This is a genomic window from Endozoicomonas sp. SESOKO1 (assembly GCF_024606265.1).
Taxonomy (GTDB): domain Bacteria; phylum Pseudomonadota; class Gammaproteobacteria; order Pseudomonadales; family Endozoicomonadaceae; genus Endozoicomonas.
In genome coordinates this window covers 1-11,496 of the sequence record NZ_JAHHPP010000192.1, presented here as the reverse complement: position 1 = coordinate 11,496, position 11,496 = coordinate 1, and the positions used below count along the sequence as shown (strand labels likewise).

Genomic DNA, 11,496 nt, shown 5'->3' with positions numbered 1-11,496 from the left:
CCTCATTACTGACCCAGGCTGGCAGTTTTTTTATCACTTCGCCATCAGCATCCAGAAACTGCTCCATGGCGTGGGAAGTGTTTGCTGCTAAATCCATTTCTGCTCCCCCTATGCCGTCAACTGTGAAGGGTTATCACCATAAACAATGGCTTCTGCCATCTGGTCGGCAATAACACTGGCGGGTAATCCAGCCTGGTTCTGTCGGCTGAAAATCTCTAACAGAGTGTCATGAATGCCACTAAGCCGACGGTGCATATCACTCTGGCTGCTTTGCAGGTAAGTCATGGCCACAAAAATCAGCCCACCAGCGTTAATCAGGTAGTCCGGGGCAAAAAGAATTTCACGGTCGAAGAGGGCAATACCGTCCTCCTCTGTCAGCAGTTGGTTATTGGCTGAACCGGCAATGGCAGCACACTGTAAACCACCAATGGTGTCGCTATTGAGAATGCCTCCAAGGCCGCATGGGCTGAATAGATCGCAGGGCACCGAATATATTTCATCCGGTGCGACCGCTCTGGCACCAAACTCCCGGACACACTGATCGACACGATCCTGATTGATATCGGCAACAATCAACTGTGCACCATCGTTAGACAGTCGCTCACAAAGGGAGTACCCAACATTACCCAGCCCCTGAACAGCGACCCTTAAGCCTTTCAGATTATCTGGCAGGGAGGGATGGGCCTTAAGGCAGGCAAGCACACCATAATAAACCCCTTCTGCGGTAAAAGTTGCCGGACTGCCAAAGGATGAAGTACAGGTCACATGGGGTGATTGACTGGCAATGGTGTCCATATCCGCCACCGTTGTGCCACTGTCCATAGCCGTTGCATAACGACCTCCCAGCTCATTGAGAAAACGCCCGAAAGCTTCGAACAGTGCTTTTCGGTCGTAGTCACCTTCCGGCTCCATAATGACCGCTTTGCCACCCCCGAGATCCAGACCAGCCAGTGCTGATTTGTAGCTCATCCCCCGGGCAAGGCGAATGGCATCGGTGATGGCTTCGTCAGAAGAAGAATAAGGAATGATTCGACACCCACCGAGGGCTGGCCCTCTGCGGGTACTGTGAATAGCAATGACGGATTTGAGGCCGGAATCTTCATCAAATTTACAATGAAGATCGTTGATACGCGCCTCGGCAATCTGTCTGAACATGACGGGATCCCTCCGTATGTTACAGAGCAGCAGGCTCTGGTTTAATGCCCTATCTATCGGCATCCCCGGGTTAGGGCAGGCTGACAAAAGTAGCTATTAATTGTTATTTTATGAGACAGAACTTCAATCACTGTCAGCTCTTGAAGCTCTATCAACGACCAGGCTTAAAACGCCTTTTTCGATTACAGAGGAAGTCAAGTGCTGTTGTCAATAGTCAGAAAGTCATAAAAAACGTCATTCCCTGGCGCTAATGGCCGCTGTTTACATCAGGCATTTGAATTAAAATCTCGCCTCTCACAAAGCACATTTTCATTAGAATCTGTTTTTAGAAAACAGCAAAAGATGCATTTTGAAAACAAAAGGTGATAACTTAGTTCTTCCTTCCCTCTAATACATGGAGGCCAAAGTGTCACAAATACAACAAGAAAAGCGTCGATTTCCAAGAAAAACACTGGAAAAAACCGCAGAAGTCCTCGACAAAGACACTGGTCTGTCGATTGGCATTCTTGAAGATGTCTCAAAAGGAGGATTCAGCATACTGACCGATCAGGGTGTAAGACCATCAGAAACCCGAAATGTCACCCTGATCCTTCCCGGGCCACAGGAAAGTACTTATCGAGTATCCATGAATGCGGAGTGCGTCTGGTGTCAAACCATCAGTGAACAGGCTGATTTTGCCGCCGGTTTTGTATTACGCAGTATCGAAGACCAGGATGAAGTCGCGCTGAACTACTACATAAGGGATTATCAGGTAGCGGGCGAACTTCAGGAAGGCTAAACGCCTTTCTGAAGCGGCTCTGATGACCACCAGAGCAGAAGTAAGCACTCGCCAACCCACTTTGACAAACTTAATACCGATTAGTCTGCAATTGGAAGGCTGAGTGTTTCCTTGAGTTCTTCCATCACGATATAGCTCTTGGACTCCCGGACACCCGGTAACTTCAGAAGAATATCCCCTAACAGCTCGCGGTAAGAAGCCATCTCTGAAATCCTGGCCTTGACCAGATAGTCGAAGTGGCCAGACACCAGATGACACTCCAACACGTTTGGCAGCTTGATGACCGCTTTGCGGAAGTCATCAAATATATCAGCGGATTTGGTGTAGAGGCTGATTTCAACAAACACAAGAAGCCCTGCCTGAAGATACTTCGGGTTGAGGCGGGCAGAATAGCCCTGAATAATGCCTTCCCTTTCCAGGCGTTTGACTCGCTCCATACAGGGTGTCGTACTCAACCCGACCTTATCCGCCAGCTCTACATACGATATACGTCCCTGCTCCTGCAAGGTACGGAGAATATTTCGATCGATACGATCCAACTGGCGGACAACTTCTTTTCGGCTTCTCATGATTTCAGTCGTTTTTTGACAATGCGTGTTCAGGCACTAAAAGAATGGAACACGATAGCATAAGGGATTACTGAGCGTTGTATTCACTTTTTTTGAGACAGGCCCGGAGTCAATGGGCAAATCGCTTCCCCTCCAGCTGAGGGAGGTTAGGGTACGAATGATGAATCTGCAAGTGAGGATTACTAATATCTTCCATCAGGGTTTATCGCAAAATCATTTTCAATCCCTGTATTTTTATGGACAATGCGCGGGCTTTTCACTTCCTTGAGGGTTTGAAGGCTCTTTCCATAAGTGGAAAACCCATGATCGCGACAAGCGATCCTGAGTTTCTGGCGATAAACTTATGTCCACAGAGCCTACTAAAGCACAATCACCGGGTTCTACCCTGTTCTTTATATTCCGGGCTGGAGAAAATTTTAGATGAGTACAGCATCTGTCTCCCCGAAACACTCCCCAACGCCGTCGACGCTTTCGACACCTGCGACAAAAAGTCGCTCAGGCAATGAGATACTGGTCAACATCGACCAGGTCACCAAAAAGTTCGATGACGTTATTGCTGTTGATAATGTCAGTCTGAATATTAAAAAGGGTGAGATTTTTGCGCTGCTCGGTGGCTCTGGGTCTGGAAAATCCACATTATTACGGATGCTGGCGGGCTTCGAAACACCGTCTGAGGGTAACATTTACCTGGATGGGCAGAATATTACCCACCTGCCACCGTATCTGCGCCCCATTAATATGATGTTTCAATCCTACGCACTGTTCCCTCATATGACGGTGGAGCAAAATGTGGCGTTTGGATTAAAACAGGACCGTCTGCCAAAAGACATCATTGCCCAGCGCGTCCAGGAAATGCTGAAGCTGGTGCATATGGAAAAGTATGCCCGCCGCAAGCCACATCAGCTCTCCGGTGGCCAGCGCCAGCGTGTGGCCCTGGCAAGAAGCCTGGCAAAGCGCCCCAAGTTGCTGTTGCTGGATGAGCCCATGGGAGCGCTGGATAAGAAACTGCGCAGCCGCATGCAGCTTGAGGTTGTGGACATCATTGAAGAGGTGGGCGTCACCTGCATCATGGTGACCCATGACCAGGAAGAAGCCATGACCATGGCTGAGCGCATCGGCATCATGGATGCCGGCTGGATTGTCCAGGTGGGCACCCCTATCGATATCTACGAAAACCCGAACAGCCGCATGACGGCGGAATTCATCGGCTCCGTCAATATGTTTGAAGGCGAGATCACCGAAGAAGAAGCGGGTTACGTCATCATTCAATCACACCAGATACATCAACCGATCTACATCGGCCACGGCATCATGGCACCACTGGAAGACCGCAAGGTCTGGATTGCCGTACGTCCTGAAAAGACCATGGTGACCAGAGAGCAGCCGGAAGGAAACTACAACTGGAGCAAAGGTGTTGTTCACGACATTGCCTATCTAGGTGGCCATTCGGTTTATCATATACGACTTCCGTCAGGCATGATGGTGCAGTCCAACATGGCTAATGTGATCCGTACCGCCGATAACCCGACCTGGGGCGATGACGTCTATATCAGCTGGGATGATGACAGTGGTGTCGTCCTGAATAGCTGACCAATCAGCGCTAACCTTATTCAGTAGATTTTGTGTTTGTGGAATCTGTCATGTCCAATCTGTTAATAAAAGGTGCCTCCGCGACAGCGTGGGGACCCGAGAGGGTAAACGCCTTAAGGGAACTGTGGGGACGTCGCCTCGTTCTTGGCGTCCCCTATCTCTGGCTACTGCTATTCTTTCTTGTCCCCTTCCTGATTGTGGTCAAGATCAGCTTTTCATCGGCAGAAATTGCCATTCCGCCCTATTCGTCCGTGGTTGAGTACTTCGATGAAGTACTGACATTTACGGTAAATCTGGGCAACTACCTGTTCCTGGCCGACGATGAGATGTACCTGCAGGCCTATCTGACCTCGATCCGGCTGGCCCTGGTTGCTACCTTTTTCTGTCTTCTGCTGGGCTATCCCATGGCCTACGCCATGGCCCAGGCACCCGGAAGAAAACAAAGTTTCCTGCTCATGCTGGTGTTATTGCCATCATGGACCTCTTTCCTGATCCGCATATACGCCTGGATGGGAATACTGAAAAATAACGGGTTATTAAACAACCTGCTGATGTGGTGTGGCATTATTGACCAGCCCCTGCAGATCCTGAACACTAACATCGCCGTTTACATAGGCATCGTTTATGCCTATCTGCCATTTATGGTGCTCCCTATTTATGCCAACCTGACCCAGTTGGACAAATCACTGCTGGAAGCGGCCAATGACCTGGGCTGTCGTCCATGGGAAACCTTTTTCAGAGTTACACTGCCGCTGTCCATGGGTGGCATTGTCGCCGGCTGCATGCTGGTCTTTATCCCTGCCGTGGGTGAATACGTGATTCCTGAACTGCTCGGTGGGCCTGAGAGCCTGATGATCGGCAAAGTGCTCTGGCAGGAGTTTTTCAATAACCGTGACTGGCCGCTGGCCAGTGCCCTGGCCATGATCATGCTGCTGATTCTCTGTCTGCCTATCGCCTTCTTCAACCGCCAGCAGGTGAAGCAATTGGAGGCCAGCCTGTCATGATACTTTCCACAGAAACAGGAACTGAGCGCACCAATGCCCCAGGGCGAATCAAAATGCCGGGCTTCTCCACCATCATGCTGATACTTGGGCTGATTTTTCTCTATTTGCCCATGTTTATCCTTGTCCTTTACTCCTTTAATGCTTCACGCCTGGTGACCGTATGGGCAGGTTTCTCAACCCAATGGTACGTGGAGCTGTTTCAGGATGAACAACTGATGGGCGCGGTCTGGATCAGCCTGAGAATTGCTTTCTATACCGCGTCCATGGCGGTCATTCTGGGGACGGTGTCGGCTTTTGCCCTTGACCGCTTTGGCAAATTCCGTGGCCGGACCGCCTTCAACAGCATGCTGACCGCTCCCCTGGTTATGCCCGATGTTATCACTGGCCTGTCGCTGCTGCTGTTGTTTGTCACCATGGCAGACTTGGTCGGCTGGCCCATGGAACGGGGCATGCTGACCATCTGGATCGCCCATGTCACCTTCTCCACCGCTTATGTGGCGGTTGTCGTTGGCGCCAGGTTGCGGGAAGTGGATCGCTCCATTGAAGAGGCGGCGATGGATCTCGGTGCTACACCATTGCGAACGTTCTTTCTGATCACCATTCCAACCATTGCCCCATCGTTGGCCGCTGGCTGGTTACTGGCGTTCACCCTGTCTCTGGACGATCTGGTTATTGCCAGCTTTGTCTCTGGCCCGGGTTCAACCACGTTGCCAATGGTGGTCTTCTCATCCGTACGCCTGGGGATCTCACCGAAAATTAACGCCATGGCGACACTGATTATCCTGGTGGTCTCTCTGGCAGCCCTGTTTGGCTGGTGGTTTATGCGCCGTTCAGAAAGGGAAAGAAGAGCCAGCCTGGAAAGGTTTGGCACCAGCTGATCTGTTCCTGGGGTTAAGATGATTTGTCAGAAAGCCAACTCACCAGTTTTGATACGTCAAGTTTATGTCCGAGTGAGTGTGTTTTTGCTAACCCCAGTATTTCATCTACCGCTCTTTGGGGGTAACTTTTGTCTGGATACCCATAGTTATGCACACCACCCGTATCCGAGGTTTTCAGATGGACGTTGAATGTGATACCAAACCTGCCCGTGGTATTTGACTGATCAATTTTATAAATCAACTTCTCTTCGTGGAGTACCTTAAGCAGCCTGAAAAGCTCATTACCCAACTCATTATCGGGCAAATAATGCGTTTCATTTTTACGGGTAATGTCGAGCATCCGTCCATCACTCAAGCGGGCAGGTGCGGTGGCATCGATACCCACAACAATACGGCCTGCTCCCGGGTATCCCTCCAAGTCCGTGATACTGCGAAAGACGATCAAAGGCTGGTAATTGATTGCCGTATACTCTTCTGCAAGCTTTGCGGATAAGTCATGACCTTGCTTCCGATAGTATTTTGTACAGCCAGAGCAAAGCTGAAGCCCTTGATACTGCTGAGAACCTTTTTCGGGTTTTGCTTCATGACAGACATCGCATTTAATCGTCTTTTCACCACCACTAAAGGCGCTTGTTGCACTTTCATCAGACCTGGCACCAGACCTGGCAGCAAACCTGGCACCAGACCTGGAAACCCCGGTACGGTCCAAACGGGCATCAGAGCTTGTACTCAATCTGGTTAAGTCCATCTCGTCAGACGAGGAATACATACTCTTTCTCCTGGGTGCTGAAATCAGGGAAGCGGGCAAGGCTGCGCCAGGGCGCAAATAAGAGGAGGCTCTTTTTGTGGTAGCAGAGCCTGAAGCACTGGCAGGCGTGCTCCCCGAGGGTAAACGCAAGGGATCAGACCGGTTCAGGCTCTTGAAAATCCGAATAAAATTGTCGTATACATCCGAATCAGTGGCACCTTTCCAACCCACAAGGATTAATTTGGGCACTTTGGCTAAACGCTGTATACGAGGGTCCTGATAAGCCCCATGGAGGGCAACGGCCATATCCGAACCATTGCCACCAAAAATAGCACAGCCTATAAAACAACTGACAATGGTGCTGCCGCCGTGATTACTGCTTGCAAGGAGTAGAGAAACAAACGCATTGGTGAAATCCTGCTGATACCTTAACAGCTCTGAGGGTGTATTCCTCCCTGCACCGGAACTGTTAACACTAACGTCATATTCACGCTTATTTGGGGCAACCACGTTATGAATATGCTGACAATGTCGCAAACCAAACCTGGGTTCACTGGCATACCTGTAAGGCCCGGTGGTTAAACACGCGCCAGTTTGAACCGGCAATTTTTCATGGGTTTTCTGGTTAAATGCAGCGCCAAGCTCATTTACAAACCGCAGGGCGATACCTCCACCATGATTCATGTCTCTGTTTGCGGCATTGACCAGATCAAATGGTACGCCTTGTTTCGAGAGCTCTCTGGCGTAACCGAACATACCATCAACAGGATTCATCGCTATTTCCAGCTGGTCAGGAATAAGCACTCTTGACCTGTTTTCACCACCGCCTGCGCTGGTTGCCGTGTTAATTGCCGAGGCACCGGTGCTGGCAGGTGTTTTCACACGGCTGACCGGTGAACCTGTTGATGGGGTTGCAGGGGTGGTTGCAGGAGTAGTTGAAGGGATTGCAGGGTTCAGCGGTCCTGACGCTTGCCACTGTCGGGCAAAGTCCCTGCAAGCCTTTATGTCGGCAGCTTCAGAAGACCTGCCCACCAGAATCAGTTCTGGTGCCAGTCTGCCTGTTGACTCAAAATCAACCTTGGCTGCCAGAACCGCCTCTGCCAATGCGTTTCCTGAGCCACTGGCACGACCACAACCGAGCAAAGGGCAGAAAATCCGCTTCAGCCCTCTACCATCAGCCTCTTTAAAAACCTCAAGAACAGCCTTTTTCAGCATGGCTGCAAACGACCTGTCGCTCGATAGAGGAACCAATACATTATGTATCGTCTGGCAATTGGTTAAATCAGGGGGTTTGACTTCACTAATATAGTCATAAGTGAAACATTCCCCAAACTGTATTTGCCGCTGCTGAGATGCCCGATGATAATAGCTGCCATTGCCTCCAAACCTGTTTTTGATTGCCTCCGCAATACCTCTGTCTAACTGCATGTGCCGGTCGACAGAACTCACTATCCCATAGGCTTCTTCGCCATTTTTAAGTCCGACCCACGTTAATAACCCCTCATTGCAAGTCACCAGGGTTACCTGGCCAGGCAATGTTTTTTCAGCACCAGTCGATAGATAATGGTAATTTACCGGGAGTTCATATTTTGTGACCATGGTTTTGCCAACGATATGGTTCAGCGCTGGATACTTTGTCAATTCTCTAATCAGGCGCCCATTATCAATTGAATTAACCGTTCGCCCATAGACAAACTGATGCTTTTCATTAATACCGCATTCCTGCAGTCTAAGAGGGCCAAAAACGCTAACCTGATCACAGAAATTTCTAATGGCACCATCCATTTCAGCCTCCTTAAAGTATTGCTGTAATAAGCCTTTATTTAATTGTGCAGGCAAACAGAAAACTTGCAGCCCCATGGCCGCTTTTTATCAACAATTCTTATAGACTGAAATTTAGGGATATAGTTCCAAAATTAGAAAACGTTTTCTTTTACAGGATTCAAGGAAAAACAGACTGTCCCAATGGCTGACAGGAAAAATCGTCCGTCAGGCATCCGGGTCAATCAGCATCGAGCACCGATGGTAAGTTTTCCTGCCCCTGAACAGCCTCAACAAACCGTTCACCAATGACCCGACATGCTCCTACACAACACACCCCTGCTGTAAACACCACTATACCTGTCAGGGCACCGTAGATGACGTTGGTTTGTGTTTCAACATCATTTACCTCCAGCCCAAGGGATCGGGAATAGAGAATACTACCGCCCACGCCACCACCAACCGTCAGAAGATACCCACCCACTATCCCGACCACAGAGTTCAGGCAACCATCCGCACAACGATTCACATAACAACGCCGCCCAAAGGCAGCCACCCTTCCCATCAGACTGGCCGGATCATCAGATGAACCCGGGGCAGCTTCACCAGGCCCATGGGGTTGGGCAGCCTGTGGATATACGACACCTCCGGAAATACCGTTCACCGTCCAGTCACCTCGTGATTTCAATGCCGAATTCCCGCAGGACGCTGTCAGGGAACCCTGGCATTTCCCACACGCTGGGAATTCCAAACTGTCAAAAGAATTTGTCCCCCTGTCATTCTCATGGCAAAAGGGGCTATCAGATTTTATCAGGAAGCAGACTGTGGACAGCTTAAGGATTGGAAAGTTCCGGCTGGGCATTACCTGACATCAGGCCAGTAATAAACGTGTCCCAGTCAAAACTGCTCTTGTCGTGTAATACGGTTTTATAAAAATAGACATCTCCCAGTCTAGCCGTGTGAAGTTCATTGCTGGCAATCATACGGGCTAATGAACACAGTTTCTCTTCTTTCCCCTCGATACTGAATTGTCTGTGTATTTGTAAGGCAATATCTATAAATAATAACGCCAGCAGTGTGGCATCATTACTCTCTTTTAAACCCATTCCGTTATTAATATCTATTGTCAGCGAACAAATATGCGCCCGGGAAGGGACATCCAATGAATCGTTATTGGCAAGCAAACACAGATGTTGAAATAGTTTATAAAAATAAATTTCCCGATAGTCACGGGCTACAGGGCTATCAACCAGGATCAGCCGTGCCGGGCCCGGGGAGCTGGCTAAAGTTGATAGCTTTACCTTACAATGCTCTGGCAAGGCAATTTCCTCACTCATATCATAGTGATATTGTCGTGATTTTTGTTGTAGGTCTTCGAGTCTATCAAGACTTACCAGCGGTAGTTCATTCTCAACCACTGTCCTGACTAAAAGGTGGTTCGACCTGAGTGAAAAATAATTATCAACATTGATTGAACTAAAGGCGATAAAGTCCTTCAACCTGAGATATTGGGCAATTTCAGCATTTAATTCGCGACACAATGGAAGATGATTATCTCTCGCAGGCGCTGACCTTACCTTTCGCAACGGCGTGAAAATATTGGCTGTTGGATTTTCCCTGAATTCACTGGACCGTAGATAATCGGAAAAGTTGACATAACGATCAACAATGGCATTTGCAGAGTTCATGACTATACCCTTTTTCTTTCCCTTGAAAATAGAGTCCAAGTTTGGAAAAAGGTTCCACTTCAAAAATGTGCAAGTGACATCGGCATCAGATCCCCACCTCATCAAAATCCAGGCGATCCGGGACGGGCAGGCCGTGGTATTGCACCGGGACACGGTTCAAATTACACAGCAGCTGGTAAGGAATCGTGCCTGCACCCTGTGCCACCTCATTAATAGGCAACTCTTCTCCCCACAGGATGGCCCGGTCCCCGATCTGCACATCGGGCAAATCGGTCAAATCCACCGTCAACATGTCCATGGATACTCTGCCCACCAGTGGCACCCGGCAGCCATTAATAAAAACCGGGGTACCATTGGCTGCGTGGCGCGGGTAACCATCCGCATAGCCAATAGCCACCACACCAATTCGGGTGGGTCTCTGGGTAATCCACTGGCTGCCATAACCAACGGGACTCCCTGCTGGAATTTCCTTGATGCTGATAATGGCTGAACTCAGCTCCATAACCGGTTTCAGGTTCTGCTCGATACCATGGGCTTTTGGAAATGGAGAAACCCCGTAAAGCAGCAGCCCGGGACGATTCCACTCTCCCCGCGCTTCTTTCAGGGCAACCAGCCCGGCAGAGTTACAGAAACTGCGTTCACCCGGCAGGCCATGGGTACAGGTATTGAACATTGTCAGCTGCTGTTGCGCATGATCATTGTCTGACTCGTCGGCACAGGCGAAATGACTCATTAACACAATGTCTTTAACAAAAGAGAGACCATTGAGTTGTCCCCAGGCCCTGCGGTACTCATCAGGGGTAAAGCCAACCCGCCCCATACCGGAATCCATCTTCAGCCACAGTCTCACCGGATGGTCGAGGGGGTGGGCGACTAACGCATCAATCTGGTATTGATGATGAATAACCGTATCCAGACGATACTGGCCAATCATCGCCAGCTCTGAAGGTTCAAAAAAGCCTTCCAGCAGCAGTATCGGCTGTTTGATACCAGCGGCGCGAAGTTCCAGGGCTTCCTCAATACAGGCAACGGCAAAGCCACTGGCCATATCAGCAAGCGCGATGGCACAGGCGGTTGCACCATGGCTATAGGCGTCCGCCTTTACCACAGCCATTACCTGACCATTACCAGTGCTCCTGGCAGACAGTTGTTGGGCAATACGATAGTTATGACGCAGTGCATCAAGGTTTATCGTTGCTGTTGCTGGTCGACCCATGCCTGTTGAGATTCCCCCGGAAAATGCCAGTTAAAGGCAGCATCCTATCAATTAATAACTAACAGCTCTTTATGTGTTTATCGAAATTATTATATTGAATAAATAATAC

10 protein-coding genes are annotated in these 11,496 nt (G+C 49.5%); 4 read left to right on the top strand and 6 right to left on the bottom strand.

The genetic code is table 11. The annotated features are described in order from the left end of the window. Positions 1 to 108 precede the first annotated feature (108 nt). Positions 109 to 1,155 carry an amino acid dehydrogenase gene (locus KDK13_RS09290; protein ID WP_257284700.1) on the bottom strand — a complete coding sequence of 349 codons (1,047 nt, stop codon included), beginning with the start codon at positions 1,153 to 1,155 and terminating at the stop codon, positions 109 to 111. 406 nt (positions 1,156 to 1,561) lie between these two features. On the opposite strand from KDK13_RS09290, the gene KDK13_RS09285 reads away from it, so the two are divergent. Next, entirely contained in the window at positions 1,562 to 1,933 is a 372-nt protein-coding gene (locus KDK13_RS09285) for a PilZ domain-containing protein (RefSeq protein ID WP_257284699.1), read from the top strand. Positions 1,934 to 2,013: 80 nt separating this feature from the next. Here the strand turns inward: KDK13_RS09285 and lrp are convergent, their stop codons facing one another. Then, positions 2,014 to 2,502 carry a leucine-responsive transcriptional regulator Lrp gene (lrp, locus tag KDK13_RS09280; RefSeq protein WP_020582577.1) on the bottom strand — a complete coding sequence of 163 codons (489 nt, stop codon included), beginning with the start codon at positions 2,500 to 2,502 and terminating at the stop codon, positions 2,014 to 2,016. A 420-nt stretch (positions 2,503 to 2,922) separates the two neighbouring features. Here lrp and potA point away from each other — a divergent pair, with 420 nt between their 5' ends. The 3 genes from potA (at position 2,923) to KDK13_RS09265 (ending at position 5,974) form a co-directional block, all read left to right on the top strand. Next, positions 2,923 to 4,092 carry a polyamine ABC transporter ATP-binding protein gene (potA, locus tag KDK13_RS09275; RefSeq protein ID WP_257284697.1) on the top strand — a complete coding sequence of 390 codons (1,170 nt, stop codon included), beginning with the start codon at positions 2,923 to 2,925 and terminating at the stop codon, positions 4,090 to 4,092. 50 nt (positions 4,093 to 4,142) lie between these two features. Beyond that, positions 4,143 to 5,096 (top strand): ABC transporter permease subunit, encoded by a 954-nt coding sequence (locus tag KDK13_RS09270; protein WP_257284696.1) that lies wholly within the window; start codon positions 4,143 to 4,145, stop codon positions 5,094 to 5,096. 74 nt (positions 5,097 to 5,170) lie between these two features. After that, entirely contained in the window at positions 5,171 to 5,974 is an 804-nt protein-coding gene (locus KDK13_RS09265) for an ABC transporter permease subunit (protein ID WP_257284701.1), read from the top strand. 13 nt (positions 5,975 to 5,987) lie between these two features. Here the strand turns inward: KDK13_RS09265 and KDK13_RS09260 are convergent, their stop codons facing one another. The 4 genes from KDK13_RS09260 to alr all read right to left on the bottom strand — a co-directional run bounded on the left by KDK13_RS09260 (position 5,988) and on the right by alr (position 11,387). Continuing rightward, complete coding sequence (locus KDK13_RS09260; RefSeq protein WP_257284695.1) at positions 5,988 to 8,507, bottom strand: macro domain-containing protein; 2,520 nt, start codon at positions 8,505 to 8,507, stop codon at positions 5,988 to 5,990. A gap of 217 nt (positions 8,508 to 8,724) precedes the next feature. Further along, a complete protein-coding gene (locus KDK13_RS09255; RefSeq protein ID WP_257284694.1) occupies positions 8,725 to 9,171 on the bottom strand; it encodes a hypothetical protein in 447 nt (148 codons plus the stop codon). 145 nt (positions 9,172 to 9,316) lie between these two features. After that, the gene (locus tag KDK13_RS09250) at positions 9,317 to 10,171 is read right to left on the bottom strand and encodes a hypothetical protein (protein WP_257284693.1); all 855 of its coding nucleotides are present in this window, start codon (positions 10,169 to 10,171) and stop codon (positions 9,317 to 9,319) included. 85 nt (positions 10,172 to 10,256) lie between these two features. Beyond that, on the bottom strand, positions 10,257 to 11,387 hold the full coding sequence (alr, locus tag KDK13_RS09245) for an alanine racemase (protein WP_257284692.1): 1,131 nt from the start codon (positions 11,385 to 11,387) through the stop codon (positions 10,257 to 10,259). Positions 11,388 to 11,496: the final 109 nt, after the last annotated feature.